Here is a 26969-nt window from a genome sequence, read left to right as displayed (position 1 = left end):
ATATAATACCTCCTACTTTATAAATTCAATATCGTCTTCATCTTCCTTTTGCAGAACCATCAAAGCTGCGCCGATAGCGCCGTCAAACTCCCCTCCGTTGCTGAACTGCAGATAGTCTTTTTGTTCCTGATAGATGTCCAGCATGCGGAGGATCTCTTTGAGTTCCTCTTCCCACCGTTTCAGGTAAGGCGCCATCTCACCGCCTATCATTACATTAATATCAAAGATCACCCGGAGATTGTAGACAGCCTGGATTACATTTTTTTTATAGCTGTTCCACACAGACATCAACTTTTTATTTCCCTGCTCAATCTCTCTGAAAAAGTCTTCCAGCTCCATACCGCTTTCTTCCCGGATGACATCACTGGAACAGTAGGTCTGAAGGCAGCCGTAATTGCCGCACTGGCACTTCTTATTATTTTCTCCGAAATACATGTGGCCGAATTCCCCGGTTCGGTTGGACAGCCCCCAGAATGTTCCGTTGGCGATCACAGCCCCGCCCACAGTGCGGTCAAACTGAATATAGACACAAGTATTTCTGGACGAAAGCTTGCCTACATTGGAATAAGCCGCTGCCTTCACACTGTTGCAGAAATATACGGGGCACAGATACATATCTTTAATGACTGATACATCCAGTCCGTCAAAAATACCTACAGGTATAATATCTTCGTATCCCGCATCCGGAATAATATTTCCATCAATGACAAAATTAAGGCCCACGAAATTCCGGCTGGTAATCCGTTCTTTTTTCAGCACCTTCATTACTTCCTGATAGACGTGTCTCCAGTAGGTTTCTGAATTGCTGTAAGTGATTTTTTCCCGGTATTTTTCAATGACTTCATGTTTCCAATTGACCAGGGCTATGCGGATATGATGTCCCGTGAGGGCTACCCCCAGAGACAGCTTGGCATTCCCCACGATCTGATAGACCACTGGTTTCCGTCCCCCTGTGGATTCCAGCAGCTCACCCTGCTCCACAATCCCTTCCTCCGTTAATTCCTTAATTAACGTTACTACAGTTGCCAGACTCAGATTCAGTGTTCTGGATATCTCTTGTTTTGTCATCGCTCCCTGTTCATGAAGTGCCCTGACTACACTGTGCTTGTTCACATGGCGGACTTCCATCAGGTTAATGCCAGGTGGTGACATCTGCATCCCCCCTCCCTTGTTATTTCTAGATTACAATACTTCCTTTTTTCTGTCAATCTTTTTTTAATACTTTTCTTTAATTATTTTACAAAACTATTGACATTACTATCTTTTTCCTTTATCTTAACAAGTAGGAAGGCAACAACTTAACCAAATATTGAATTCAGGAGGTAACCTTATGAACATGAGTTTTAGCGCTGAAGCCGTAGATTTACACCATCAGGCCCCTAACCGCAACAAACGGGAATCAAAGTACTATTGGGATGAACTTTATACCCTTATCCATGCAGCTGGATTCCGGCAGATTGAATTTCCTTATGAGCCAAAATGGGATTTCGGAGGGCGATCCGGTATTCCTCTCACCGTTCGTTCCGTCACTGTCAAGTACACATCCGTAGAAAACTATATGGAATTTCTGAAAGGAAAAGGAATTGAAGGGATCAGCTGTATCCATCTGGACCCTACCCTTTTCTGCAGCGGTAATATGATGATGTACTTCGGGGGATTGAAACATTATGCAGAAGAGGCTATCCAGTTTGCAAAGGCTGCAGGTACCGAAGCAGTTACACTCTCTGTCACCCCCACTTATTATGCTGTATCCTCCCTTCTTCAGGACGGAGAGTCCATGGGCGAACTGGAGAAGGAATTTCTGAAAAAAACTGCTGAAGTCATAGACGAACTGGCCATCTATGCAGAGAAAGCAGGCGTAAAGCTTTGTCTTAAGAATGAATACTGGACTTTAGTGAAAGGCGACAGCATCGAGGAATTCGCTGATAGACTGAAAGGTCCTGTATACCTGGACATAGACACCGCCAATCTTCAGATTGCCGGGACAGACCTTGCTGCCTTTATCAGACGGAACCGGGAAAGAATCGGTGTGGTACATTTCACAGATACCGCATTCTCAGACGATCAGGAGGCATACAAACAGGTTATGCCTGAATATCCGGCAAAAGCAGCCACTAAGGTATTCCGGGATATAGGCCAGGGAACGGTGGATTTACGGGCCGTGTATGATGCCTTGCAGGAAGTCGGCTATGACGGACAGGTTGTTTTTAACTGCCGTCACTCCTACGATGTGTGCCGCTCTCTTTTAAGAACCCGCTATTATATTAACCAGACACTTGTTTCATAAGAAATGGAGGTATTCAACATGTCAAATATTAAACTTTCCCATATGAGCCACTGGAAAACCATCCCGTATAAAGAGATACCGAACTTTCGTGATTTGTATTATGAAGATAAAAGCAATGTTTCCTATTTTATGGACTGGGACCGGATTTTAAGGTATCACAAGGCAACCGGTTTTGACGGAATCGAGATTGCGCCCTGGGACTTAAATGAAATGCTGGGGCTTTTCGGCACACCTCAGGAATTCGCTGCATTTGCAGGGGAGAGGGGGGTAAAAGTGAGCGGTATGTTCCACGGATGCGATGATTCTGAGATAGCAGAAAAACATGATGAAGTTGTACAGGCCGGAAAAGATGCCATCGATATACTGAAAGCCTTCGGGGGCAGACATCTGAATGTATGCCCTGCCAAAAATTATTCGGAGGCAGGCCCCCTAAGCGACGAGGCCCTGAAAAATACGGCCCGGGTACTGGATGACATCGGCCGGTACGCCGTTGAAAACGGGATTCAGATTGGGATTCACAATGAATTTTTCTGTGCCGTTAATAAAGAAAACCACCGGAAACTGATTGAACTGACAGATCCCAGATATGTCTTCTACTGCCTGGATACCGCCCAGATAGCAATTCTGGGAGACGATCTTCTGGATTTCTACGATACATATGCAGAGCGTATCTGTACCTTCCATTTCAAGGACACAGATTCTATTAATGTTCCTGACGAGATCCGCCACGACAGGGATGTCGAGATAAGAGATGACGGCTGGCGCTGGTTCTGGGAGCCGGGAGAAGGCGTACTGCCTATGGAAGCGCTCTGGAAACTGGTGAAAAAGCATGGGTTTAAGGGCTGGGTGTCTGTGGAAGATGACGGAACTCCTGATTTGCTTGCCTCTATGGCGCTTTCTTCCTATTATATTCATCAGGTTCTGGGAAAAATATATAAGTAACCTGTTCTCATAAAACAAGTCCCCGCCTGCCGATATAACCGGCAGGCGGGGACTTGCTCCTATCCGAAGGGATAAACCTCCCGTACTCTTTTACAGTTTTATGGATACAAACGTACCGTCTTTAGCCTCTACATGAAGGATTTCAAGTCCCTTATTCTCTCTTAGAATATCCGTGCATTCTCCCAGTATCATGCTGATATTCTCCTTTGTAACCAAGCTGCAGTAAGGAGCAGGCGTATTTGCACGCATCTCCTCAAACACCCTGTCAGGGAGCATCTTTACAACAACTCCAATCAAAGTGACTGGTACAGGCATAAAAAAGCGAAAATCCTTTGTCCTGATTTTAACCCGCATATACCTGCCCTCTATTTGTCAACAAATACCCTTACTGTGGTTCCGTCTGCCGCTTCAACATTCACAAAATCACCGTCAATCTCATCATCCAGGCATTCGGATATGGCATCCATCATACTGGAAAGATCCACTCCCTGCAGGTCTTTTTCCGGTATAGGGAGTTTTCCGGTTGCTTTCAAAATCTTTCTCACTGCCCCTACTGGGAACTGCACTTTCACCTTATCGCCAGATGTACTGTCTACGATAATGCGGAACATTTTCTTATCATAGCTGCTTCTTACAAGCCCTGTCTGCTGCGCCGGCAGGTCAATATTCAAAGCTGCCATCAGCTCCGCACCCTGCTCAGCGGTAACTGTTCCCTCTTCCACCATTTTTAATATTCTCAGTTTTTCGTCCATAACTAACATCCTTCCCTTTTTATTATTTTAGCTGCGCAATAGCCTGTTCTGCTGTTATCTCTCCGTTTTCCAGTGCTTTTAGGATCTCTTCCTTTTTCATAGATTGTTCCCCGGCGTCTGTCTCATAGCCAAGTTTTTTAATCACAGCGTCCAGTTTAGACCTTACTGTGGGATAGGATATACTGAGCTCCTTCTCCACTTCTTTTATATTGCCCCTGCACCGGATAAATGTCTCCGTAAAATACAGTTCTTCGTCTGATAGATAATCAAATTTACTGAGTTTAAAATTATTTTCAATAACTGTATCACAGGAATCACATTTTAGCCTTGCCACAGTGAGCTCATGATTGCATACCGGGCAGCGGCTTATGATTTTATTCATTGCCTCACTTCCTCTCTTGTTAACAATATAACACCGTGTTTTTAAAATGTCAATAAATATATTAATATTATTTATTTATATATTAATATTTTTAATTTTATGTTTAATATTGTTGATTTTTGAATTGAATTTAGTCTGCCCCAGGTATTCTTAAAGTAAAATGCCATATAAAATAAAGGGAACTACAGCAAAAGCCGCAGTATCCATACTCCATACTGCGGCTGCTCCTGTCTTTTTCTTTTATTCAGTGTCCCAAAGCATTAGTCCTTCCGGCATAGCTTCAGGCCTTTTACATGTTGTTTTCATCTCATATACAGTGTTTGTATCTGCGGCTATTTGGAAAGCAGCCAGAGCTTCCACGACATGCCTGGAAAGTTCACTGTTCAGGCGGCTGGCCCTGTTGTTTTTCAATGCCCGGGCCATATCTGAGAGCCCAAGTCCTCTCATATTACAGCGGGGATCCGGATCTGCAGGAAACAACAAATCAACCCTTTCCGAACATTCCCCTTTTCGTGACACCATAGTCATAAGCTTTGCCGGATGAGGCCTTGTCTCTGCATCAACCATAGATTTCAGTTTCTTTCCACTGTAAATCTTTACTTCTCCTCCAAACATATTAGGATCCGGTACAGATAAAGCCCCGTCGGTCCCGTAGATCTCCAGCATAGGAAGATCGGAATCCCACACATCGAAGCTCATATTAATATTCCCCACAGCTTTGCAGGCGAATTCCATAATTCCCGCATAATGAGTAGGAACCTCTGTCTCAACCATTTTCCCCTGTATCTCACGGCAGGTCTTTCCTGCCACAGCAAAGCAGGAAATCCTCTGAATGGGACCCAGCAGAGAAACCAGCGTAGTAATATAATAGGGTCCCATATCCAGCATAGGGCCGGCCCCCTTCTTGTAATAAAATGCAGGTGCCGGATGCCAGAGTTCATGCCCCGGCGCTACCATATTTGCCGTAAATCCTACCGGTCTGCCTATGGTACCCTCGTCCAGCAGCTTTCTGCAGGTCTGTGCTCCAGCTCCCAGAAAAGTGTCCGGTGCGCTGACCGCAAGCAGCCCTTTTTCCCTGGCTGTATTCACAATAGTATCTGCCTCTTCCAGGCTTAATGCCAGTGGTTTTTCACAGTATACATGTTTGCCGGCGTTGAGAATCTGCATGTTAATCTGGTAATGTACGGCCGGAACCGTAAGGTTCAGCACAATCTCAATCTTTTCATCTGCCAGCAATTCCTCTGGCGTGCAGGCAGTGGGAATTCCATATTTTTCTTTTGTCTGCTCTGCCTTCTCCGGATACATGTCCGCGCACGCAATTACCTCCAGATTATGGTAATGCTCTTTGATATTCGTCAGGTACACGTCGCTGATCGTCCCGCACCCGATTACACCTACTCCTGTTTTTTGCTGTAACATCTCCATCGCTCCTTTTATATTATACTTTTACAAAACTATCTTAATAACTTAAGTATACCTTAATACAGGTGGAAATGTCAATATATTTGGGAAAATTGCTGGAAATTACAGGAGAAAGTTTTACGGTAAAAAGAAACGGCAGAGCCGAAGCCCTGTCGTTTCCTCAAATCCTCTATTTACAGTTCATTATAGCCAAACTCCAGGAATTCATCAATGGGAAGCATAGCCGCCCCTACAGCGGCACCGTAAGCCCCCAGATCACTGATATGAATATAAGAAGCATCCTCTTCTTCCAGATCATTCATCCTGCTGATTTGATATTCCAGCTTCTCTTTGCTTCCGGCCAGATAAGGGCTCATGGAACCCCCAATGACAATTTTCCAGCCAAATATGCAGTGTAGATTATAGAACATAATGCTCAGAGTGTCCAGGTATTCCTCCCAAATCTTCTGAAATCTGATATTGCCTTCCTCTATTCCTTTCATCAGCTCATCCACAGAAGCCACACCAGCCCTCTGGCAGATGGATTTTGCCGTGCACACTTCTTCCAGCTTCTTATGTTCCGGTCCCATCATAAGACTGCCAAACTGTCCGTTTAGCTCTGAAAATCCCATAATCACACTATTATAGACAATTCCTCCTCCCACATAAGAGCCAAGAGAAACAAAGACAAAATTCTCCCTGTCGTTCAACGCCCATATCTGGGCAATTGCCGCCATCTTTGCACTGTTTCTGAATTTGACAGGCAGCTCAAAGCAGGATTCCGCCAGTTCCAGATCCACTCTCTGTTCCTGGGGGGTATCCTTTTTCCACATTGCTGCACCGTCCTTCATGGGAATCTGAAGAGTGATGCCGATATCCAGAAGCTTATCCCTGTCTTTTATATTTTTATCCATAAAATCCATTAACACGCAGTTGATCTTCTCCCAGTACTCTCTGCTTCTCTCCAGACCATAGGGGTAAGATTCCTTTACTACAATATTAGATCCAAGATCGATCATAACAAGCCGTATCTCATGCATGGATATCTCCGCGCCGATGGAATACTTAATATCATAGACAGGGGTGATACATACCGGCTTTCTTCCCCCGGTGGAACTTAATACCTCTCCCTTTGTCACAAGTCCTTTTTCTGTTATCTCTTTTAGAAGCAGTGTTACTGTAGGCAGGCTGATATCCAGCCTTAACGCCAGTTCCTGTTTGGTCATAGGCCCCTCACGAAATAATGTATTGACTACTCTTTTTCGGTTATTGGCTCGAACATCGCTATTCTTTGTACTCTCCATATCTGTCTCCTACTACTTATTGTCCATTTTGATCTTATAAGAGTAGCCTAACATTTTGTTAGAGTTTTGTCAAAGCATTTTCTAATGGGTATGTGTCTTCCTTTTTCTCCTGGCACCTCCTGTTTTTTCAGTAAAGCTGCCCACCGGAACTGGGGCCTCCGGCAATTTAGGGCGCATCTCCCCGGCTTTGCCTCTGGCACCGTGAGGGCATGCCTCTATACACCTGCCGCATCGCAGACAGAGGGATTCGTCCACCACACAGATCAGTCCGGGCCCTCCTGAAATAGCACCGGCGGGGCATACCTCCATGCATGTTGTACATCCCTGGCATTTTTCCGGATAGCAGATCACTGAGTAATAACTTTTGCAGACAAAAGCAGCGCACCGCTTTCTCCTGCAGTGGTTGTCCCACTCTTCCCGGTAGAGCTCCAGGCTTTTTAGCGTATTAGCCGCTGCTTTTTCTGCTGTCCTGCACCCTCCGGCTTCTGCCACATAGGAAGCTGTCTGTTCCAGCAGTTCCAGATCCCGGGCACGTCCTGCCCCTGACGTAATGTCTTGGGTAATCAGGTACATCTGTGTAAGTCCCTCCCTGCAGGCTACCGTCTTCCCGCATATATGCAGCCTGGCAGCCCGGATGCACTCTTTTGTCCAATGGACCGGACACAGGGTATTTCCATCTTTATCTATTCCTTTTTCCAGTTCTGAAAAATCAGGAACATATTCTATTCCCACATTACAGTTCATTCCGCCGCCTCCTATCTGTTTCCATATTCTGACCAGACCTTCACCCGGTTAATATCTTTCCTCAGATCACACTGGAGGCATCGGCTAGCCTCACAGTCTGCCTGTCCGCAGGTAAATCCGTCTGCGATGGGCTCAAAGTTCTCTTTGCGGTCCTTTGCAGGTTTTACCTGCATATGCTCTCTTTTGGCCTTGGCAAATCCTTGGGCTTTTCCGATTCTGGGGCTGCGGCTTCGGGGAATAAGATTCTCGTCAATCTCTCCGTCCCCTCCCAGGTAGCAGTCAATCCGCCGCGCCGCCTCTCTTCCCCCCGCGATTGCGTCGATTACAAACCGGGTGCCGGTAATGACATCCCCTGCGCAGAATACGCCGTCTATACTGGTTTCATAACCGCTTTTTCCAGACTTGGGATCCAGCGGAAACCCAAACTGATTCAATTTCAGACCAAATGACTCCGTAAGTCCGGTTGCCTGCCCCGCGGCAAATACGATAGAATCACAGGGCAGTATTTCTGTGGAATCAGGAATCTGGTTCTCCACCAGTTTTCCGGTTTCCGTGTCAAAATAAAAATCATATATCTGATGGACCCTCAGGCCGGTAACTTGTCCCGGGGTGCCCTCAATCGCCTCATTGGAGTATCCTTCCAGCACAGTTACCCCTTCTTCTATGGCTTCCTGCAGTTCCTCCGGATCGGATTTTTTCGCCTCTCCCTTTTCCAGACATATCATAGTGGCGGAAATGCCCATACGCACCAGTGTTCTGGCGGCATCCACAGCCACATTTCCGCCCCCGATTACACAGCAGTGTCTTCCCAGCTGGATTTCCTGCTGCAGCCTGCTTGCCCGGAGAAGATCCACAGCCGTATAAACCTGCTTAAAATCGGAGCCGGGAAGGTAATTTAGTTTTTTTCCTATGGAAGTTCCCACCGCTACCAGGACAGCATCGTACTCCTTTCTCAGCAGCTCTGCAGATTCTACCGTATGACCGCAGATCAGCTCCACACCGGCTGCTACGATATCATCCAATTCCTTCTTTACATCCTTGGTGGGAATCCTGTATTCCGGCATCCCTCCCGTCATATGTCCCCCTGCTATCTTCTGTTTTTCATATACCGTTACCTTGTGTCCGAGTTTTGTCAGATAATAGGCAGCCGTCATTCCCGCAGGTCCTCCTCCCACCACGGCCACCTTCCTTCCCGTGGGCGCTTTTCTGAAGCCTCTTCCTTCCCAGACCCTTTCTGTATCATGTTCCACTGCAAACCGTTTCAGATCCCGGATTGATACAGACTCATTTAATGCACTTCGTTTGCAGCCCGACTCACACCTGTGATTGCATACATATCCAAGCGCATGGGGGAAGGGCACTTTCTCCCGGATAACCCCCACGGCTTCTGAATAGCTTCCCTCTTTTATCAGCCGGACATAGGAGGGAATATCAATGTGCGCCGGACATTCTGCCGTACAGGGCACCAGGGCATCCTCCTTCGGAAGATCCTCCCGGAACAGTCCGGGGGCATCCTGAAGCGCTCCTGTGGGGCATACCTCCACGCAGGCAGAACAAAAACGGCAGTCCGCCTCACAAAGCGCTATATCATCTTTTGTGCCTATATAGGTCTCTCCATCCCTCTGCTTAAACTGCCAGATTCCAACGCCCCTGACCTCCTCACACATGCGGACACATCTTCCGCATTTGATGCAGCGCTCCATCTCCCTGACAATAATGGGATTATCCGTATTGATGGATGTGGTTTTGCTGTGAACCGTTCTCATTCGGGAATGCACTGTCCCCAGATACTGGAGCATGGCCTGGAATTCACATTTGCCGTAGCGTTTGCAGGTGCTGCAGTCGTGGGGGTGTCCGGCCAGCATCAGTTCCATGGCCATCCCGCGTTTCTTAGACAATGCCGGGGATTTTGTGACTACTTTTATCCCCTCCCGGACCTTCGTCTCACAGGCGCAGGGATATCCTTCCTGCCCCTGAATCTCCACCACGCACAAATTGCAGTTCCCCTGTACCGGAAGGTCCGGATGGGTACAGATATGCGGAATATAAATATCGTTTTGCAGCGCAGCCTCCAGGACACTCTGTTCCTCAGATGCCTCGATCAGGCGATCGTCTATGACAAGCTTTACTTTACCCATAAGCCTTCCCCTCTACTCTTCTTCCATGGTATCTATGTAAGCTGCTGCCCGCTCTGCCGCCATCCTCCCGGAATTCACCGCAAATCCCATGGTGTTGCCGGGAAGCTTGTACAGATACGTTCCGGCATATAAGTCACATACATCGGATCCAGCCGCGTATAATCCATACAGTTTATGTCCGTCTTCCTGGAGCACTTCAAGGCGGGAATTAACCTTTATTCCTCCCAGAGAGCCGTAAGCGCCAAGAAGAAATTTCATAATATAATATTTTTTGCCCTCTATTGGCGATAAGTATTTTCTGCTCTTGCAATACAGATCATCAAAATGCTCCCTGCAGCCAGTGTTGTATTCTTCTACGGTTTCCCGTAAGGCCCGGGCATCTATTCCTATTTCTTCTGCTGCCTCCTCCAGAGAATCTGCAATAGCAATGGATCCGGGAAAGGCCTCCATTGCCCGTTGCATTTCCTCGTCCACATGAGCCAGATAATCCCCGTGAAGCACACCGCTTGGCCAGTCAACGCCCTTCTGGCTGTAGAGCTGAAAGATATTGTCGCAGCTGACCGCATAAAATGCCTGATTTGACTGCCGTCTGCAGACATTTGCGGACTCCGCTGCATTCTGCATAATTTCTTCATTCATAATACGTTCGCCTTCTCTATTAACAATCAAAGAGCGGGGCTGGCTGAATCCCACGGTGAACAGATAGTCTTCCCCGGAAGCAGTCACCTCTGAGGAGAGGATCATTTCCATCTCCATATGCCCTTTGCCGGCACCTGCTTCCCAGGCCATCTTCACTCCGTCCCCGGCAACACCCGGTACCCGGAAATTAAACATATTCCTGCCGTATTCAAAGCCGCAGTTTTCCTGAATCATCTTCGGATTATCCCCAAATCCTCCTGTGGCGATCACTACACTCAAGGCGTCTACCTCATAAGTCTCCCCGTCTTTTCCGGATGCGTTCAGCCCGATGATATCATCCGCTTCCCGGAGAAGCCGGGTAACCGGGGTCTCAAAGTAGAAATGTACACCCAGTTCCACGGCTCTCTCATACATGATTTTCGTCATAGTGGAAGCTGCTCTGGGACCTGGGATACTGCCGTCAGAGGGCTGAACCACATGCCAGGTAGCCTCTGATTCCGGATAGTATTTCATGGCTCCCGCGAATTGAACTCCCATATCCTCCAGCCACTGGATGGTATCCGCCGACTTCCAGAAATAGTCATGCACAAGGCGTGCATCTGTCTGCCAGTGGGTATAATCCATCATCATCCGGAACGCTTCTTCTTTTGTGAGACCTATCATATGTTCCTTTTGAATATGACTTTCCACAGCAAAAGGCCCCATTCCCATATTGGCAGTTCCCCCCGCTACTTTTGCCTTCTCAAATACACACACATCCAGTCCTTTTTCTGCGCCTGTGATGGCTGCGGCAAGGCCGGCGGGTCCGGCTGCCACGACTGCCAAATCTGTCTCTATTTTAATCATACCTTTTCCTCCTGGGGAATTATTTTATAATAGTTATCTTTCTTTTTCAGAGGGGCGGGAAACCCATCTTTGGGATATCCCAGAATGCAGGATCCTATTCCTATATATTCCCCCTCATATCCGGCCTCTCTCAAAAGTTCTTTTCCAAGAGGCTGCTCAAAGGTTTCCCGGATACGGTGTATCCATCTGCCGCCCAGCCCCAGAGCATAGGCGGCGTTCAACATATTGCCTATAGCCAGTGAACCGTCTTCCACCGGATTTCCTTTTCCTTTCTCAGCCAGAACCAGAATAATGGCAGGGGCCCCGTAGAACACATCAAATCCTTCCGGCGCTCCCGCAATCTCACCGTTCAGCCGGCGAAGGCGTTCCATCCATTCTTTGCTCTGTACTGCAAGAAAAACGGGGCTTTGCTGATTGCCCCCCGTGGGCGCGTTCATACCGGCAGAAAGAACTGTGAGCAATTCTTCCCTGGTAATCTGCTCTTCTCTAAATTCTTTTACAGATCTTCTGTTTAACAGATCCTGAATTGTCTCTTTCATTAAGACTGCCTCCCCTTTACTTTTCAGTAAATTCTTTCCTGTCCAGCTCCTGAATCTCATCCAGCGGTTTCAGCAGTTCTTTGATCTGCTCCCCCTGTTCCCGGATTACACGGATGCAACGCTTTGTCATAGAATCTATCTCATTTCTGTGGTCAATTACTCCCTGGGTACGGTATCTGCACTGAGCGATCTGTTCCGGTGAAAATTCCACCCTGACATCCTCCCCCTGAAGTTTCAGTTCCCCGTACATTCCACAGATGGGACACTCCACATGCCGGGCATCTTTAATGGTAAAGGTTCTGTTATGGCAGACGGGGCACAGCCCCTTGTCATCCCCGTACCATTTTGCCTCTTCCCGGGGTGTCCCCACTGAGGCGGCCACGTGTTCTCCCATCGCTGCCAGCCGTTCCATCAGTCTCTCATCCAGCACCGGACTCACCCTGTCTCCCATGCCATAGACATTCATCTGGTCAACCACCGTCATCTGCATAGAGGGGGCAAACAGATGCATATTCAAAAGTCCCAGAGAGGTCCAGTTCTCTGTTCTGGCACCCCCTACTGAGATGAGACCTAAAAACCTGTCTTTAAATAACCTCTCATCCATGAGTTCTTCTTTGGTTTTTCCCTCCGCCATACGTTTCTGCTGCTGCTGCATCATATAAGCCCGATCGTGGGAGGGACCCAGCCGATCCGTAAGATTTTTAAACTGTCCCACCGGTCCCAGCACATAGACAGGAGCCGACAAAATGATGCCGTCCGCTTCAAGTATATGTTCTTCCAGAAACGGAAAATCGTCTTTTATGACACATCTGCAGGGACCTCCCTTTTCCATTCTTCTGTCACATGCCCCGCATCCGGTACATCGGTCTATGTTCAAATGACAGGTATTGATAAATTCTACTTCAGCACCTGATTTCTTTGCCGCTAACAATGCCTGCTTACAGACAATGTCGCAATTCTGGCCTTTTCTGCCAAAAGAGATTCCTAATACTTTCATGTTTTCCTCCTTATAAATCCATCTGATATATGTAGATCCAAAAATCTTCAGCCGGGGGTAAATCGCTGCCAGCGCACAGATAAAGCAGGGGGCAACGGTACAGCCCCCTGCTTTATCCTGATTGAGAATTCATACATTCCCGGAAAATGAGTGGGGCCTCTTTATCTGCAATCTCTCTCCAAATCAAGCCATTCCACTTCCTTCTCTGTCAGTTTCACCTCCAAAGCCCCGACGCTGGAAGCGAGCTCCTCCTTGTTTGCCGCACCTACGATAGGGAATACATTCATTTTTCCGCAGAGAATAAATGCAAGTGCAACCTGGGGAATAGAAACTCCTTTTTCTTCTGCTAATTCGGCTGCCCGCTCCAGTCTGGTAAAGTTTGTATCCCCGCAGTACGCTTTCGCACAAACCGGGTCAATCTCTTCCGGACGGTTTTCCCACTGTTCACGGGTGATTCTGCCCGAGAACAGCCCTCTGGCCATACTGGAATAGGCCAGCACCGGCATCTGGTTTTCGGCGTACCATTGTCTTGCTTTTGCATTTTCCGGACCGCTAACCGTTACGCAGCCCGGAGCCCAGGGTTCTGCATACTGCTGAGCCAGGCTGTAGTTGGGGCTGGATACGATAAGGGGAGGGATATTGTTGTCTTTCGCATAAGCATTGGCCTCCTCGATTCTCTCTACGGTCCAGTTGGATACACCATAGCCCAGAATCTTACCGGCTTTATAGTATTTATATAAGGTATCCATAATGGGTCCCACCGGCTTGGTCACATCATCTCTGTGGAGCATATACAGGTCAATATAATCGGTATTCATTTTTACCAGGGCATCATTCAAATCCGCTTCCAGGTCAAAGGTGTTTACACGGGTTCTCCAGGGTGACGGATGGCAGGCCTTGCTGATAAGGAAGATGTCCTCCCGGTTCCCCCTGCTCTTAAAATATTTTCCCAGGGCAATCTCAGTGGTTCCCCGTCCGTATCCCATTGCAGTATCCAGGGTATTGATTCCCATCTCAAGGGCATCGTCCAGGCGTTTAAAATCCTCCGTGAGATCCTCTCTGTCCACAATTGCCATTGTACCCACAATAAAACGGCTTACTTTTTTGTCAATTCCTGTAATTTTAGAATATTCCATGTCTTTGTTCTCCTTTTATATAAATTCTATTTATGCCTGTTTTGCTTCCTCTTCCAGAAGCACCTGTGCCATGATCTTTTCATCCCTCTGCTTTGTGTAATTTTTAAGGAAGTGGGTCATTATGATGACGATCAGAAGGATAACTGCCTCCACAAACTGGTAGATGCCGGCATCCACACCAAGAATAGTCAGTCCGCTTTGTATAATAATCAGGCAGGGCAGGCCTATGATGGTCTTAAAAAGCTTCGTCTCCATTCCCCCTTCTACAGGGATACCGCCCAGGAACATGCCCAGCATCACAGTCATCTCAAACCCGGACCCCGTATCTGAAGTGATTCCCCCCTGACGGCTGCACATAAATAATGCGGCAAGCCCCGCGAAAAGTCCGCTGAGAATATAGGCCGCAGCTTTCACTTTTTTCACAGGTATCCCTGACATAAAAGCACACACTTCACTTTCCCCACAGCTTTTAGCTTGCTGCCGTAGGGAGAAAATTCCATCAGATAAACCACAGCCAACACGGCAATGATTAAAATTGTAAGCTTAATTGAAAGTGTATTAAACTTTAAAATCTCCTGGTTAAAGGTAATACGGCCATCGGGGATTAACAGGAAAATTCCTTTGATCGCCCCCCGAAGCCCTATCTGGAGGGCAATGGTAACCATAAATCCCTGTACATGGAACAGTGCCACAAAAAGGCCATTCACTGCGCCGATGAGCGCTCCGATTACCATACTGCACAATACGACTGCCAGCCATCCCTGTTCTCCCACCAGAACGGTTGCCGTGACACAGGATAATGCCACATTCACTCCCATGGACATATCGATCTCGCCCAGAGCCATGACAAAAATCATTCCCAGCCCTCCGATCAGGTAGCCGATGGACTGTGTAAGCAGGGATTTTAATGTGTTCGACTGGATCAGCCTTCCCTCTGTCAGTACTGCCAGAACTATAATCAGGAACAATATAAACAATACCGGCGCAATACTCCCCCAGGCAATTCTATATTTTTTTCTCATATCATCACCTCTATTACCTGTGCTTCTGTCAGAAGGTCACTTCTATCCAGAACCCCTGATACCTCACCATTTTTCATAATCAGCAGATGATCTGCCATCCCGATTGCCTCAGCCATCTCGTCTGCAATCAGTATCATAGACTTGCCGTCCTTTTTCAGCTGCTGCATCAGTTCATAAATGTACTGCTTCACCGATACATCCACTCCCCGGGTAGGACAGTCCATAATCAGAATGTTCAAGTCCTTAATAAGCCAACGGCCGATACTGATTTTCTGTTTGTTTCCTCCGGAAAGTGCGGCAATTGCCTGATTCATTCCCAGGCAGCGCACATTAAACCGGTCAATGGCCTTTTTAGCAAGCCTGGAAGCACTCTTGGGGTTTATGAATCTTGCCCCGCCAGCCAGTTCTTTTGTGGAGGGCATATACAGGTTGGATCGAATGTTAGTATTCATCATCAGTGCCTCATGATCCCTATCCTTTGGAACATATGCTATTTTTGCATTCAGGGCATCCTGGGGAGTTTTGATCTCCCTGCCTCCCTCCGTCTCTTTTATCACACCGGAATTTGTCTTTATAATGCCTGTGAGTGCTTTCCCCACCTCATGAATCCCTGCATCAGACAGGCCGCAGATGGCCAGTATCTCCCCTTTATGCAAGTCAAAGCTCACATTAGAAAAGTGGCCTTTTGCACTGATCCCCTCTACGTGCAGGGATACCTCCCCGCTGTGGGACGGGGTCCAGTCATTGCGGTAATAGCTGCCTACCATCTCCCGTCCTACCATGGCCGTTCGGATACGGTCTACACAGATCTCATCGCCGCTTAAGTCGGCAGATACCGCCCCGTCCTTCAGAACAGTGACCTCATCAGCCAGTTCCACCATTTCCTCCAGATCATGGGTAACCAGCAGCACTGCGGTCCCTCTCTCTTTTGCTTTATGTATGATGGTATATAATTTTTTTCTATTGTCGTAGGATAATGCCTGGGTGGTTTCATCCAGAATCAGTATATCCGGCTGAATGGAAAGTGCTTTCACTACCTCAACAATTTTTCTCTTTTCCACAGACAGGGCTCCTGCAGGATATCTGGGATGAACGCCTGCAAACCCGTATTTGCCCAGTTCTGTCTTTGCATCTGCATAGATGCGGTTCATGTCCAGAATCCCCATCTTTTTATATCTTTCCATATGTCCGATATACATATTTACCGCAACAGGAAGGGTATTGATAAGACCCAGCTCCTGAACTACATATCCGATTTTTTTATCATTTGCCTCGATTGGGCTTTTAGGGCAGTACTCTTCACCGTTCATCTTCATTGTACCGCTGTCACAGCCGTGAAGTCCGCAGATAATTCCCAGGAGCGTAGATTTTCCGGAACCGTTCTCCCCGGCCAGCGCGTGGATTTTTCCCTTCTCAACGGTCAGGCTGATATCTCTGTTTGCATGGGTTGGCCCGAAAAATTTATTAATGCCTTTTGCCTCAAATATAATCTCCTTTGCCATTAAACCGCCTCCTTGGAAGTGCGTGCAGAAATACATAAGAACAGTATAATAAACGCACCTAAGATTGTATCCAGCCAGGTACCCTGGGGAACCCCCAGCCTTGTCAGGAAGTTGAATATTACAGCGATAAACAATGCACTGATAAAGATAGCGGTAGGAGGATTCACTTTATTGTCCATTCCGGAGGACAAGAGCCATGCGCAGAGTCCTTTGGAAATGGATCCGAAGCTTCCAAGATTGGAAGCAACCGTAATCCGGCTGCTGAGAATCATGGTCAGAGCTCCTGCTATCGCCATCATAACTGCTCCGATGCTTACCCCGATGTAAATGGTCTTTTTCCGGTTAATCCCCATATGCTCCGCTACATACTCATTGCAGGATAATGCCCGGTAATTCAATCCAAAGCTGGTTCTGGTGTGAAGAAGATACATAAAGATAATGCCTGCGGCCAGAAGAATTACAATCCACGGCATTTTCGTTATTCCTGCACACAATCCGGAGGGTATTGTCACGGTCTCATGCCCCTTTGCCGCACAGGCGGTAGAGTACATAATGCCGAAGGATTCATAGATGAGACACATGGCAATTCCGATTACCCAGGGCCTCATATTTAATTTTACCCGGATCCCCGTGGATATCAGCTGCAGAACCACCGCACACAGAATGCATCCCCCGAACATTCCCAGATATCCCAGAGGATAATTTACCGCGAGAATTCCCCCAACCTGTCCGGCCAGAACCATACCTGCAGCACAGGAAAAATCAGGGCCTGTTGACCATATGTAGCTGACACCCCACGCAACAAATACATTGGGAACACAGTTAACAAAAATGATGCTGAGATTTTTTGGCGTCAGCAGGGCACCTCCCACGGCAATGTTCATAATAAGTACAGCCACCAAAAAGAGCACGGGATAAATTAGCATATTTAGGATCCGACCCTGACGGGTCTCCTGGGATAAGAAAGATTTCTTGTCACTCATACAACTACTCCATTTCTTACTGGCCGGACTCTCCAGACAGATTTACCGCTGAAGAGCCCGGAACCGTATTTCTTCCGATTGATGTCCGTCTGCTATTTCTCAATTGTTATGCCTGCTGCATCCAGTTCTTCCTGGGTCACTTTTCCGGCATCCAGCTTATTTTTCAGTACACTTTCTACAGAATAATTTTCTACAAAATCAGTGAAATCAGCTGCAGTCACATCCGGATTCTCACGGTACAGAAGATTCTTAATTTCGTCGTAAGAATAGGGCATTTCGTCAATCCAGAACTTCTGATACAGATCAGCTGTTGCCGGTGTGATAACTACAGGATCTACAACCAGATTTAATGGCTTCCCATCCTCATCTGTAGTTTTCTTGCCGTCAATGGTGTTGAGAAGCAGCGCTGCGGCCACATAGTTTTCAACCCAGTGTCCTCCGTTTAACCCCTGAATGCTGTTGTTTTTCAGATAGTCTAAGGAGTCCGGGGTAATGTCTGTAGCATAAATATTAATCTTTCGGTCCGGCATCTGGGAGGTAATTGTATAGGAACCCAGCGCGTAGGCAATGGAAACACCGTAGATACAGTCTACATCCGGATAGGTGGCCAGCATATTCTGGGTTGCCTCAATGTGGGCATTGGATGTAGTAGAAACATGAGAGATCTCGTCCACCTTTCCCCCGCCGGCTTCGAATACTTCTTTAAATTTCTCCGCACGGATCGCTACGCTGCTCCCGATTTCATTGGCAAATACGATGGCTTCTTTGCATCCGTCTGCCAGTGCCTGTTCTGCCATCTGCTCCCCGAATGCCTCGTTATCCCCGATACAGCTGCCTGCATAGTATTCCATCTCATCGATAGGCGCCTGTATCTCTTCTGTGGACGGTGCACAGTCGAAGAAAGCAAAGGGAACGCCGGCTTCGTTGAACTGCTGGGGACCCACCTGGAAATAAGAGTCCAGAACTCCCCACCAAAGTGCCCCGTCAACACCAGAATTAATCATGTTCTCTACATCTGACTGAACATTATTGATATTTGCATTGTCTGTCAATTCATTCAGTGTATTCTGACTTCCCTCTATCACAACCTCAGAAGCCTTTTTCATAATTCCAAATGCATAATCCCCGGATACAAAGCTATTCTGTGCTATGGTCATCCCTGTTTTAGCCTCTGTTTTCTTATCTGTACTGCTGCTTTCCTTACTTTCCTTGTCATCTCCCGATCCGCAGGCACTGAGGCTTACGCACATAACTCCGGCTAACAAAAGGGCCATAATTTTCTTCATCCTATTTTTCATAATCCTATCCTTTCTTTTCCCTATAATAAGTACTAAACAGAACTTCTCGATGCAGATTGTGGTTTTAATTCTTACCTCTTATTTTCCCGGCTCTCCCCCCTGTTCCTCTATTAGATTAGCAACATGTCACTTTGTGTTACGCATGAACTCCTGCGCGCCGTTTTGTGGAATTCGTATCACATTTAACTTAAGCACATTATTTCATACGCATATCTGTTTGTCAATCTTTTTTTTATACTTTTAATAAATATTTTTTCAAAAGTATTGACACATGTTTTTTTTCGATGTATGATTGTCTCATCACAAAACATAAGGAATGAGGAGGAACATATCATGAAACCTGCATTTAAGCAATTATTACAAATCGGTATCATCGTAAGAGATGTAGATACTTCCGTAAAAAACTTCGAAGAAAAACTGGGCATGGGTCCATGGGAAGTGTCTTATATGTGCAATGAAGGCCCCTGTGAAGACCTAAAAATAGACGGAAAGCCCTTTAAAGGAAAAGTGTCTAAGATGGCCTTCTTACATAGATACGGAATGGAGTTTGAGTTGATTGAACCTATCGGCGATACCCCGTACAAAGAATGGCTGGATGAACACGGTCCGGGGATACATCATATTGCTGTTGTAACTGAGGACCAGTATGACGATGTCCTGGCAAAATACAGAGAAGAAAAAGGCAGTGAGCCATGGATCCGCGGTCAGGCCATGAATAACCTCATGGACTTCTCTTATCTTGATCTGCGGGAAGATCTGGGATTAATCGTAGAATGCTACCGCAACATCGCACCGGGACGTCCGGCTATTGATTACGATCCTAAATAATCAGATACTTTTATGGCCTCCTATGATCGGTTTTCCAGTCATAGGGGGCCACATTTTGTTTGCCATGGGAATGTGATATAATAGGAATACTTACAATCAGGAGGAATCATAATATGCTGAGTACCATAGCCGAAAGAAGAAGTATCCGAAAATATAAAAACACTCCCATACCCCGGCCTTTCATAGAAGAGATCCTGCAGGCCGGAATCCTTGCACCCTCTTCCAAAAACAGACAGCCATGGAAATTCACAGTAGTTTCCGGGAGTTCTAAGTCTGATATGCTAAAAGCCATGGAGCAGGGACTGGACCGGGAATCCCGAACCCCTCTGCTTCCCGGCTGCCGGCAGCATCTTGGGGGAGCACGGAATACTCTGGAAATCATGAGACAGGCTCCGGTTACTATTTTTATCACCAACCCTCTCGGGCTTAACCTGTCAGAACCACTGACGGAAGAAGACCGGATTTTTGAAATCTGCAATGCACAGTCTGTGGGAGCTGCCATTGAGAATATGACCCTGGCAGCAGCCGGGCTGGGCCTGGGAAGCTTGTGGATCTGTGATATCTTTTTTGCTTTGGAAGAACTCCAGGCGTGGCTGAATCCCCAGGGGACCCTTTTTGCGGCGCTTTCCCTTGGCTATCCCAAGGAAGCTCCCTCTGCCAGGCCCAGAAAGCCATTCTCTGATGTGGTGGAATGGAGGGTCTGAGACTTCCTGTAAAACAGCAAGAATGATTAAAAAATGTGATTACTTTTCAGGTATAATGCTCTTGCTGGCAGCAGAACAGCCAGAAGACAAACTGCTGTATCAGCCTAATAATGCTTGAAAGGAGGCTGCACATATGCCAAAGAACAGTGTCGGCAGTATTTTATCTGTCATTGACTATATTGAGTCGCATCTTGCAGAGGCCCCTGACCTGGATGCTGTCGCAGAGGCGGTTCACTATTCTAAATATTACCTTCACCGTATGTTTACCGAGGCCACAGGACTTACGATCCACGACTATCTGCAGAGAAGGCGGCTTACTGAGGCCGCTAAACTGCTGGTTTTTTCCGACCGTCCCATCCTTGGGATTGCCCTGGATGCGGGCTTTGAAAGCCAGCAGTCCTTTACTTCTGTATTTACTGCAATGTACAAGATACCGCCCAGCCGGTACAGGGAGAATGAGGAGTTCTATCCTCTGCAGCTGAGGTTTGAATTGGAGGGAAGTTATCAGATGCTGAACCGGAAAGATGATGTCTTATGGGAAATTGCCTTTGCTGTAGAAGAAGATATCCCCTGCTGGATGGAATTGGTCCGTCTTGTGATTGACGGATTTCCCCATTTGAAAGAAGAGGAATATCTCTCAGAGCTAAAGCACCGTATTCGCACCAGACAGGCCTTAATCGTAAAAGATGGAAAAACGGCAGTTGGAATCCTGCTCTTCTCATACAACAGGGGGAGCATTGATTTCCTGGGATGCCATCCCCTGTACAGAAAAAAAGGGATTCCCCGGGCATTTCTGGGTAAAGTGATGAATGAATGCCTAAAAGGCAGGGAAATCACCACGACCACATTCCGCAGGGGGGATCGGGCTGACACAGGACACCGAAAGACAATAAAAGAACTTGGATTTGCTGAAGGAGAACTGCTGGAAGAGTTCGGCTACCCCACCCAGCAATTTGTCCTCAGGCAGGAGGCATCCCATGAGTAAAGAGCATACCATTTCCTTTCCAGATGAACAAAAGCACTTGAAACTGACTCTTGCAAAGCTGGAGGAAGCCCTGAAGAAAGCCGAGGAATCGGTACAGAATCTGGACAGCGATTACAGAAATGCTAAAAGATATATGGCAGAAAACCGGGGAGAGCTTGACCCTCACGAAATGTTCCAAAACGAACTGCTGCTGAAACAGACGGACCAGACAGGGGCATTTGCCGTTGAAATCCGGAACAGACTGACACGTCTGAAGGAATCCCCCTATTTTGCACGGATTGATTTTCGTTTCCAGGGAGAGGAGGTGCCGGAAGCTTTTTATATCGGGAGGTCTGCTTTCTTCTGTGAAAAGCGGCCTCTTATTTTTGACTGGCGCGCCCCCATATCCAGTATGTTTTATGACTGTGAGCTGGGACCTGCGGGTTATGCGGCCCCAGAGGGAAGGATAGAGGGAGAACTGACCAGAAAAAGACAGTTTAAAATTAAGGACGGCGTCATAGAGTACACCCTGGAAACCTCCGCCACGGTCCAGGACGATATTCTCCAGAAGGAATTAAGCCATACCTCTGACGAGAAGATGAAGTCTATTATATCCACCATTCAAAAAGAGCAGAATCAGATTATCCGAAAAGAAAAAGTACAGACTCTTATCATCCAGGGCGTAGCAGGGTCCGGGAAGACTTCCATCGCCCTTCACCGGATAGCCTTTCTCCTCTACCGGTTCAGGGGGCAGCTGAATGCCAATAATATTGCCATTCTGTCACCCAATAAGGTGTTTGGGGATTATATCTCGAATGTCATTCCTGAACTGGGGGAAGAACCTATTTATGAACTGAGCCTGGCAGAGATTGCCGGCATCCAGCTGGGACATACCCTTAGATTTGAGAGGGAAAGAGATCCCCTTGCGGTGCAGGATGCCAAATGGATACAGCGCATGCGCTTTAAATCCACGCTGCAGTTCCTCTCTCTTTTGGAGGCATACAAAAAACAGGTGCCGGAACTGGTGTTTCACCCTTTGGATTATTCTTTGGGTTCTTATACCATACCAGGTGCCTGGATCAAAAAACGTTTTTTATCCTATCAAAGTCTTTCTGTCAGAGAACGGCTTAGAAGGACTGCAGAGGATATCTGTGACCGTTTAAAAACAGATCTTATCATGGAGGATGAATTTCCCACTGTAACCTCCATTCAAAAATCGCTTGCCGGTATGCTTACCGTAAAAAGCTCTCTGTCACTCTACAAAGCCTTTTACCGATCGATCCATGCCCCAGATATGCTTAAACTTTCTGGGCAAAAAGAACTTGAATGGGCTGATGTCTGCCCCTATCTTTATCTGGCTTCAGCCTTTGACGGCCTAAAGACCAGCCGTCTTACCAGGCATCTGGTTATAGACGAGATGCAGGATTATACCCCTGTTCAGTATGCAGTGATTAATCTTCTCTTTCCCTGTACCAAGACCATTCTGGGAGACTTTGGGCAGGGGCTGAATCCCTCTCATCTGCATACACCGGAAGACATCCGCCGCCTTTATCCGGAAGCTGAATATATCACACTGAATAAAAGCTACCGCTCTACCTATGAGATAATTACCTTTGCCAGACAGTTTCAGGATGTCCCTTCCATGGAGGCGGTAAAACGGCACGGTGAAAAGCCGGGAATTCTCTGTCTGAAAAGCAAAGGGGAAGAGGTTCAGTATATATATAAAGCTATTTGTGATTTTCGTTCAGGAAACCTGGCATCTCTGGGGATTATACTCAAAACAGAAAAGGAAGCAGAAAATCTGTATCACATTCTTTCCCGGAAATGCAGGATACATTTACTTACCCCGGAGAGTTCCTGCTTTAAAAATGGGGTTACTGTCACGTCCGTACGGATGGCAAAGGGGCTGGAATTTGACGAAGTCATCCTACCCGGAGGCCACAAGTCACACTGGTCCTCAGCCTTTGACAGAAGGCTGCTTTATATTGCCTGCACCAGAGCCATGCACCGCCTGACGCTGACCTTTATAGAAAAGAAGTCTTAATTCTTTAAGTTTTTATTCATCTTTTCTTCAATCTTCCATCACAGAATTATCACACTTACCGTGTATTATAATAATTGTTAAGAGGCCAACAACCTAACGCAAAACTTTTTCTTTTTCATAAGCCAGTATCCCTAAGGGATACTGGCCCTCCTTCTTTATACAGAAAAACAGCACAGACGCCATAGTCTGTGCTTTCGCCTCCGCTGTACTGCCCTGCAGAGCATTCTTCTGTACCTCAGTGAAGCCTGTCCCGGATTCTTTTCCTGCATTCTGTTCACCAGAATCTCTGTTCCAGCTGTAAACAGCAATTCCGCAGATAATCGCCAGGACCACCGCACCGATTCCCAGCAATACTAAGACTTTCCCTTTGATTCGCTCCGTCAGACCGGCAGGACCTCCCTGCATTGTCTGCTCGGGTACATCAGACGATTCTTGTTTTTCTTTTTCATACTCAAAATCATAGCCGCATTCCGGGCAGGTCTTTAGACCTGCACAAATCTCCGCTTCACAATCTGGACACTTCATATCATTTCCTCCCTCAATCCTTAAGGCATTGCCAGAAGGCAATGCTAAACCAGTGATCCGCACCATGCTGCCGTATGTAGGACTCCTCCCTTTTATCCTTTTTTCCAATGGTTTACTATGCAACCTATTCTATTATACCATTAATTGGTAAATTCTTCCATCCTATTTCTTCCTTTCATGCAGGCAGTGATATTTTGCACATGAAAAAAGGGGGAGCAAATGCTTCCCCCTGCTATCGTATATTATTTGTCAGACACTAGTTTCTGATAGATGTCAAAACAGTCAAAAGTTGCAAAATAATCCTTTGCAGTCTCCGCTCTGCGTATCATCTGCACGCTTCCGTCCTCTTTTAAAAGCAGCTCCGCAGATTTCAGCTTTCCGTTATAGTTATACCCCATGGAAAATCCATGGGCTCCGGCATCATGGATAAACAGCAGATCCCCTTTGTCGATCCTGGGAAGCATCCGGTCAATAGCGAATTTGTCATTGTTTTCACAGAGAGAACCTGTCACATCATACATATGGTCACAGGGGGAATCCTCTTTTCCCATAACGGTCAAATGATGGTAGGCCCCATACATAGCCGGCCGCATAAGGTTTACGGCACAGGCATCGCAGCCAATGTATTCTTTGTGGGTATGCTTCTCATGGATTGCCTTTGTCACCAGGGCGCCGTAAGGCCCCATCATAAAGCGTCCCAGCTCTGTATAGAGAGCCACATCCCCCATCCCTGCAGAGACAAGGACTTCCTCATATACTTTGCGGACTCCTTCCCCAATCACACGGATATCATTGGACTCCTGATCCGGGCGGTAAGGGATTCCGATTCCACCGGAAAGATTGATAAAACTAATATGGGCGCCGGTCTCTCTCTGAAGCTTAACCGCAACCTCAAAAAGTACCTTTGCCAGCATGGGATAATACTCATTCGTCACAGTATTGCTGGCCAGGAAAGCGTGAATGCCAAATTCCTTTGCTCCCTTTGCCTTTAATGTGCGGAAAGCCTCAAACAGCTGCTCTGTGGTCATGCCGTATTTGGCGTCCCCCGGATTGTCCATAATATCATTGCTGATCTTAAATAATCCTCCGGGATTATAGCGGCAGCTGATGGTTTCCGGAATGCTCCCTGTTACCTGTTCCAGAAAATCAATGTGGGTAATATCATCCAGGTTAATGATAGCCCCTATCTCTCTGGCATACTGATACTCTTCCGCAGGAGTTGCGTTGGAAGAGAACATAATTTCCTCCGGCCTGCAGCCCAGGGCATGGGCCATCATAAGCTCTGTCATAGAAGAACAGTCACAGCCGCAGCCATACTCCCTCAGGATATCAATCAGGAAGGGATTGGGCGTGGCCTTTACTGCAAAGTATTCCCGAAACCCCGGGTTCCAGGAAAACGCCTCTTTTACCGCCTGCGCATTCTCCCGAATCCCCTTTTCATCATAGAGATAAAAAGGGGTGGGATAAGCTTCATTGATCTCTTTGAGTTTTTCGTATGTAACGAATGGTTCTTTAGTCATTTTTTCATCTCCTCGTTTTGTTTCTGCTATTTTGCCTCTACCACATGCATCATGTTGGTAATGGCTCCCTCACCGGTTCTGGTGTTGGTCGCAGGATCTCCGGCTGTGAAGACTACCAGATCCCCCTTCTTTACCAAACGTTTTCTTTTTACCGTACCCATGGCATGGTTAATGATGTGCTCTGTGGTATCTTTTTCATATCCCTTTAGTGGAGTCACCCCCCAGTAGAGCTGCATCTTGTGCTGTGTAGACTCATTTGGCGTCACTGCATAGATAGGAACTTCCGGACGGAAACTGGAGATCAGCCTTGCGGTCTGTCCGGAAATGGTAGGTGTGACGATACAGTCTGCATTAATGTTCTTGGCTGTCTGCACTGCTGCAATTCCCACTGCACTGGATACACTGGTTTCCCGGAACATGCTTCTGTGCAGCATATGGGAACGGTAATCCACATAAGGCTCTGTGGCCTCCGCGATCTCACCCATCATCTTAAGGGCCTCAATGGGATATTTGCCCGCAGCGGTCTCTCCGGAGAGCATTATCGCATCCGTTCCGTCGTAGACTGCATTGGCCACGTCTGTCACTTCCGCCCTGGTAGGTCTTGGATTGCGGATCATAGAATCCAACATCTGTGTGGCTGTGATAACCGGAATGTATTTCATGTTGCATTTGCTTATAATCTCTTTTTGTATATGGGGCACTTCCTGTGCAGGTATCTCTACCCCCAGATCCCCTCTTGCTACCATAATGCCGTCGGAGACACTGATAATCTCGTTAATATTTTCCACGCCCTCTGCGTTCTCTATCTTGGCGATGATGGCAATATGCTCTCCGCCGTTATCACGCAGCAGCTTCCGGATCTCTTTGATAGCGGCAGCGTTGCGCACAAAGGAAGCAGCGATAAAATCAAACTCCTGCTGGATCCCGAAGAGAATGTCCTCTTTGTCTTTTTCCGTGATTGCCGGCAGTTTTACCTTCACATTTGGCACATTCACGCCTTTTCTCTCGCCCAGCTCTCCGCCGTTTAAAACTTTGCAGATAATTTTCCCTGCCTTTGCTTTTTCTACTTCCAGCTCAATCAGACCGTCGTCTATTAAAATTTTATTGCCCGCATCAACATCTCTTACAAGTCCGGGATACGTAATAGAACATCCTTTTTCATTGCCCACAAGCTCTTCCGTATAGAGGGTAAACTCTTCCCCTTCCCGCAGGGTCACTTTTTTTCCGTCTTCCAGCAGCCCGGTTCGAATCTCCGGACCTTTGGTATCCAAAAGAAGAGCTACCGGTTTGTTCAGCTCTTCCCGGACATTCTTCAGAAGATCAATCCGGGACTGCTGCTCTGCATGGTCTCCGTGGGAAAAGTTGAATCTTGCAACATCCATGCCATTCTTTACTAATGCCCTCATGGTTGTCTTTTTATTCGTGTTCGGCCCCATCGTACAAATAATTTTTGTTTTTCTCATAGATTCCTT

General features: G+C 47.0%; 24 protein-coding genes and 1 pseudogene. 6 read left to right on the top strand and 19 right to left on the bottom strand.

Annotated features, from left to right (window positions below; genetic code table 11):
• Positions 1 to 12: 12 nt before the first annotated feature.
• Positions 13 to 1158: an ROK family transcriptional regulator gene (locus GKG41_RS06425; protein WP_154257718.1), complete on the bottom strand. Its 1146-nt coding sequence runs from the start codon at positions 1156 to 1158 to the stop codon at positions 13 to 15.
• 172 nt (positions 1159 to 1330) lie between these two features.
• Between GKG41_RS06425 and GKG41_RS06420 the strand changes: the two genes are divergently transcribed.
• A complete protein-coding gene (locus tag GKG41_RS06420; RefSeq protein ID WP_154257717.1) occupies positions 1331 to 2287 on the top strand; it encodes a sugar phosphate isomerase/epimerase in 957 nt (318 codons plus the stop codon).
• Between the two features lie 18 nt (positions 2288 to 2305).
• Positions 2306 to 3229, top strand: a complete 924-nt coding sequence (locus GKG41_RS06415) for a sugar phosphate isomerase/epimerase (RefSeq protein WP_154257716.1) — start codon at positions 2306 to 2308, stop codon at positions 3227 to 3229.
• 90 nt (positions 3230 to 3319) lie between these two features.
• Here the strand turns inward: GKG41_RS06415 and GKG41_RS06410 are convergent, their stop codons facing one another.
• The 15 genes and pseudogenes from GKG41_RS06410 to GKG41_RS06335 form a co-directional block, all read right to left on the bottom strand.
• On the bottom strand, positions 3320 to 3583 hold the full coding sequence (locus tag GKG41_RS06410; protein ID WP_154257715.1) for a hypothetical protein: 264 nt from the start codon (positions 3581 to 3583) through the stop codon (positions 3320 to 3322).
• An 11-nt stretch (positions 3584 to 3594) separates the two neighbouring features.
• Positions 3595 to 3981 (bottom strand): hypothetical protein, encoded by a 387-nt coding sequence (locus GKG41_RS06405; protein ID WP_154257714.1) that lies wholly within the window; start codon positions 3979 to 3981, stop codon positions 3595 to 3597.
• A gap of 22 nt (positions 3982 to 4003) precedes the next feature.
• The gene (locus GKG41_RS06400) at positions 4004 to 4363 is read right to left on the bottom strand and encodes a DUF2089 domain-containing protein (RefSeq protein ID WP_154257713.1); all 360 of its coding nucleotides are present in this window, start codon (positions 4361 to 4363) and stop codon (positions 4004 to 4006) included.
• Positions 4364 to 4603: 240 nt separating this feature from the next.
• The gene (locus GKG41_RS06395; RefSeq protein WP_154257712.1) at positions 4604 to 5782 is read right to left on the bottom strand and encodes a Gfo/Idh/MocA family oxidoreductase; all 1179 of its coding nucleotides are present in this window, start codon (positions 5780 to 5782) and stop codon (positions 4604 to 4606) included.
• Between the two features lie 176 nt (positions 5783 to 5958).
• A complete protein-coding gene (locus GKG41_RS06390; protein ID WP_154257711.1) occupies positions 5959 to 7068 on the bottom strand; it encodes an ROK family transcriptional regulator in 1110 nt (369 codons plus the stop codon).
• Positions 7069 to 7149: 81 nt separating this feature from the next.
• Positions 7150 to 7812, bottom strand: a complete 663-nt coding sequence (locus tag GKG41_RS06385; RefSeq protein ID WP_154257710.1) for an NADH-ubiquinone oxidoreductase-F iron-sulfur binding region domain-containing protein — start codon at positions 7810 to 7812, stop codon at positions 7150 to 7152.
• An 11-nt stretch (positions 7813 to 7823) separates the two neighbouring features.
• Entirely contained in the window at positions 7824 to 9950 is a 2127-nt protein-coding gene (locus tag GKG41_RS06380; RefSeq protein WP_154257709.1) for an FAD-dependent oxidoreductase, read from the bottom strand.
• 12 nt (positions 9951 to 9962) lie between these two features.
• Positions 9963 to 11435 (bottom strand): FAD-dependent oxidoreductase, encoded by a 1473-nt coding sequence (locus GKG41_RS06375; RefSeq protein ID WP_154257708.1) that lies wholly within the window; start codon positions 11433 to 11435, stop codon positions 9963 to 9965.
• The gene (locus tag GKG41_RS06370) at positions 11432 to 11974 is read right to left on the bottom strand and encodes a nitroreductase family protein (RefSeq protein ID WP_154257707.1); all 543 of its coding nucleotides are present in this window, start codon (positions 11972 to 11974) and stop codon (positions 11432 to 11434) included. The genes GKG41_RS06375 and GKG41_RS06370 overlap by 4 nt, the downstream gene beginning before the upstream one ends.
• 16 nt (positions 11975 to 11990) lie before the next feature.
• Complete coding sequence (locus GKG41_RS06365; RefSeq protein WP_154257706.1) at positions 11991 to 12971, bottom strand: flavodoxin family protein; 981 nt, start codon at positions 12969 to 12971, stop codon at positions 11991 to 11993.
• Between the two features lie 161 nt (positions 12972 to 13132).
• Positions 13133 to 14107, bottom strand: coding sequence for an aldo/keto reductase (locus tag GKG41_RS06360; RefSeq protein WP_154257705.1), 975 nt, complete (start codon positions 14105 to 14107; stop codon positions 13133 to 13135).
• 30 nt (positions 14108 to 14137) lie between these two features.
• Positions 14138 to 14952 (bottom strand): annotated as a pseudogene (locus tag GKG41_RS23410) (ABC transporter permease).
• A 173-nt stretch (positions 14953 to 15125) separates the two neighbouring features.
• On the bottom strand, positions 15126 to 16631 hold the full coding sequence (locus GKG41_RS06345; protein WP_173015529.1) for a sugar ABC transporter ATP-binding protein: 1506 nt from the start codon (positions 16629 to 16631) through the stop codon (positions 15126 to 15128).
• A complete protein-coding gene (locus GKG41_RS06340; RefSeq protein WP_154257701.1) occupies positions 16631 to 17614 on the bottom strand; it encodes a hypothetical protein in 984 nt (327 codons plus the stop codon). The genes GKG41_RS06345 and GKG41_RS06340 overlap by 1 nt, the downstream gene beginning before the upstream one ends.
• A 92-nt stretch (positions 17615 to 17706) precedes the next feature.
• Positions 17707 to 18912 carry a sugar ABC transporter substrate-binding protein gene (locus GKG41_RS06335; RefSeq protein WP_154257700.1) on the bottom strand — a complete coding sequence of 402 codons (1206 nt, stop codon included), beginning with the start codon at positions 18910 to 18912 and terminating at the stop codon, positions 17707 to 17709.
• A gap of 333 nt (positions 18913 to 19245) precedes the next feature.
• Between GKG41_RS06335 and GKG41_RS06330 the strand changes: the two genes are divergently transcribed.
• The 4 genes from GKG41_RS06330 to GKG41_RS06315 all read left to right on the top strand — a co-directional run bounded on the left by GKG41_RS06330 (position 19246) and on the right by GKG41_RS06315 (position 23452).
• Positions 19246 to 19740, top strand: coding sequence for a VOC family protein (locus tag GKG41_RS06330; RefSeq protein WP_154257699.1), 495 nt, complete (start codon positions 19246 to 19248; stop codon positions 19738 to 19740).
• Between the two features lie 113 nt (positions 19741 to 19853).
• The gene (locus GKG41_RS06325; RefSeq protein ID WP_154257698.1) at positions 19854 to 20444 is read left to right on the top strand and encodes a nitroreductase family protein; all 591 of its coding nucleotides are present in this window, start codon (positions 19854 to 19856) and stop codon (positions 20442 to 20444) included.
• A gap of 133 nt (positions 20445 to 20577) precedes the next feature.
• Positions 20578 to 21429: an AraC family transcriptional regulator gene (locus GKG41_RS06320; protein WP_154257697.1), complete on the top strand. Its 852-nt coding sequence runs from the start codon at positions 20578 to 20580 to the stop codon at positions 21427 to 21429.
• A complete protein-coding gene (locus tag GKG41_RS06315) occupies positions 21422 to 23452 on the top strand; it encodes a 3'-5' exonuclease (RefSeq protein WP_154257696.1) in 2031 nt (676 codons plus the stop codon). Before GKG41_RS06320 ends, GKG41_RS06315 begins: the two co-directional genes overlap by 8 nt.
• Before the next feature lie 93 nt (positions 23453 to 23545).
• Here the strand turns inward: GKG41_RS06315 and GKG41_RS06310 are convergent, their stop codons facing one another.
• The 3 genes from GKG41_RS06310 to pyk form a co-directional block, all read right to left on the bottom strand.
• On the bottom strand, positions 23546 to 23977 hold the full coding sequence (locus GKG41_RS06310; protein WP_154257695.1) for a hypothetical protein: 432 nt from the start codon (positions 23975 to 23977) through the stop codon (positions 23546 to 23548).
• Positions 23978 to 24219: 242 nt separating this feature from the next.
• Positions 24220 to 25497, bottom strand: coding sequence for a diaminopimelate decarboxylase (locus GKG41_RS06305; protein WP_154257694.1), 1278 nt, complete (start codon positions 25495 to 25497; stop codon positions 24220 to 24222).
• A gap of 26 nt (positions 25498 to 25523) precedes the next feature.
• Complete coding sequence (gene pyk / locus GKG41_RS06300; protein ID WP_154257693.1) at positions 25524 to 26960, bottom strand: pyruvate kinase; 1437 nt, start codon at positions 26958 to 26960, stop codon at positions 25524 to 25526.
• Positions 26961 to 26969: the final 9 nt, after the last annotated feature.

This window comes from Lactonifactor sp. BIOML-A5, from assembly GCF_009677585.1.
Classification (GTDB): Bacteria; Bacillota; Clostridia; order Lachnospirales; family Lachnospiraceae; genus Lactonifactor.
Note: the sequence above shows the minus strand (reverse complement) of the source record. Positions and strands in the feature narration are given on the sequence as shown.

Bases quoted from the DNA above. Each gene is read 5' to 3' on its own strand.
- GKG41_RS06425 (WP_154257718.1), bottom strand. From the start codon at position 1,158: ATGCAGATGTCACCACCTGGCATTAACCTGATGGAAGTCCGCCATGTG.
- GKG41_RS06420 (WP_154257717.1), top strand. From the start codon at position 1,331: ATGAACATGAGTTTTAGCGCTGAAGCCGTAGATTTACACCATCAGGCC.
- GKG41_RS06415 (WP_154257716.1), top strand. From the start codon at position 2,306: ATGTCAAATATTAAACTTTCCCATATGAGCCACTGGAAAACCATCCCG.
- GKG41_RS06410 (WP_154257715.1), bottom strand. From the start codon at position 3,583: ATGCGGGTTAAAATCAGGACAAAGGATTTTCGCTTTTTTATGCCTGTA.
- GKG41_RS06405 (WP_154257714.1), bottom strand. From the start codon at position 3,981: ATGGACGAAAAACTGAGAATATTAAAAATGGTGGAAGAGGGAACAGTT.
- GKG41_RS06400 (WP_154257713.1), bottom strand. From the start codon at position 4,363: ATGAATAAAATCATAAGCCGCTGCCCGGTATGCAATCATGAGCTCACT.
- GKG41_RS06395 (WP_154257712.1), bottom strand. From the start codon at position 5,782: ATGTTACAGCAAAAAACAGGAGTAGGTGTAATCGGGTGCGGGACGATC.
- GKG41_RS06390 (WP_154257711.1), bottom strand. From the start codon at position 7,068: ATGGAGAGTACAAAGAATAGCGATGTTCGAGCCAATAACCGAAAAAGA.
- GKG41_RS06385 (WP_154257710.1), bottom strand. From the start codon at position 7,812: ATGAACTGTAATGTGGGAATAGAATATGTTCCTGATTTTTCAGAACTG.
- GKG41_RS06380 (WP_154257709.1), bottom strand. From the start codon at position 9,950: ATGGGTAAAGTAAAGCTTGTCATAGACGATCGCCTGATCGAGGCATCT.
- GKG41_RS06375 (WP_154257708.1), bottom strand. From the start codon at position 11,435: ATGATTAAAATAGAGACAGATTTGGCAGTCGTGGCAGCCGGACCCGCC.
- GKG41_RS06370 (WP_154257707.1), bottom strand. From the start codon at position 11,974: ATGAAAGAGACAATTCAGGATCTGTTAAACAGAAGATCTGTAAAAGAA.
- GKG41_RS06365 (WP_154257706.1), bottom strand. From the start codon at position 12,971: ATGAAAGTATTAGGAATCTCTTTTGGCAGAAAAGGCCAGAATTGCGAC.
- GKG41_RS06360 (WP_154257705.1), bottom strand. From the start codon at position 14,107: ATGGAATATTCTAAAATTACAGGAATTGACAAAAAAGTAAGCCGTTTT.
- GKG41_RS06345 (WP_173015529.1), bottom strand. From the start codon at position 16,631: ATGGCAAAGGAGATTATATTTGAGGCAAAAGGCATTAATAAATTTTTC.
- GKG41_RS06340 (WP_154257701.1), bottom strand. From the start codon at position 17,614: ATGAGTGACAAGAAATCTTTCTTATCCCAGGAGACCCGTCAGGGTCGG.
- GKG41_RS06335 (WP_154257700.1), bottom strand. From the start codon at position 18,912: ATGAAAAATAGGATGAAGAAAATTATGGCCCTTTTGTTAGCCGGAGTT.
- GKG41_RS06330 (WP_154257699.1), top strand. From the start codon at position 19,246: ATGAAACCTGCATTTAAGCAATTATTACAAATCGGTATCATCGTAAGA.
- GKG41_RS06325 (WP_154257698.1), top strand. From the start codon at position 19,854: ATGCTGAGTACCATAGCCGAAAGAAGAAGTATCCGAAAATATAAAAAC.
- GKG41_RS06320 (WP_154257697.1), top strand. From the start codon at position 20,578: ATGCCAAAGAACAGTGTCGGCAGTATTTTATCTGTCATTGACTATATT.
- GKG41_RS06315 (WP_154257696.1), top strand. From the start codon at position 21,422: ATGAGTAAAGAGCATACCATTTCCTTTCCAGATGAACAAAAGCACTTG.
- GKG41_RS06310 (WP_154257695.1), bottom strand. From the start codon at position 23,977: ATGAAGTGTCCAGATTGTGAAGCGGAGATTTGTGCAGGTCTAAAGACC.
- GKG41_RS06305 (WP_154257694.1), bottom strand. From the start codon at position 25,497: ATGACTAAAGAACCATTCGTTACATACGAAAAACTCAAAGAGATCAAT.
- pyk (WP_154257693.1), bottom strand. From the start codon at position 26,960: ATGAGAAAAACAAAAATTATTTGTACGATGGGGCCGAACACGAATAAA.